A 500-nucleotide genomic window follows, 5' to 3' on the forward strand; every position below is an offset into this window, starting at 1 on the left:
CGCGCGAATTGTCCAGATGGATAGCAGGGTCGGGACGACGGGTCACGGATGGCGCAGCATCCGCCCGCGCGTTGCCCCGCCGTCGACCGGCTCGCCCGCCAGGTACGTCGCGCGGACGACACCCTGCAGCGTGCGCCCGTCGTACGGCGTGATCGGATGACGGTGCTCGACCCGCGCCGCATCCACGGCGAACTCGGCATCGGGCGCGACCACGGCCAGGTCGGCCGCGGCGCCGACCGCGATCTGCCCCTTGCCCTCGACGCCGGCCATGCGCGCGGGCGCCGACGCCATCCATCCGACGACGCGCTCGATCGGGATGCCGCGGCGCCGCGCCTCGGTCCAGACCACGGGCAGTCCCACCTGGAGGGACGCGATGCCGCCCCACGCCTCGGCGAAGTCGCCCTCGCCGGCGTGCTTGAGGTCGGCCGGCGCGGGAGAGTGATCGGTCACGACGAGGTCGATCGTGCCGTCCTCGAGCCCGCCCCAGAGCGCGTCGCGGT

Annotated in this window: 1 protein-coding gene; it reads right to left on the reverse strand. The window is 74.6% G+C overall.

Annotated features, from left to right (window positions below; genetic code table 11):
• Positions 1–42: 42 nt before the first annotated feature.
• Positions 43–500: amidohydrolase family protein (locus ABD191_RS29175; RefSeq protein WP_344089224.1), on the reverse strand; the 458-nt coding region annotated here is incomplete at its 5' end.

Origin of the sequence: Luedemannella helvata, assembly GCF_039528415.1 — a bacterium.
GTDB lineage: Bacteria > Actinomycetota > Actinomycetes > Mycobacteriales > Micromonosporaceae > Luedemannella > Luedemannella helvata.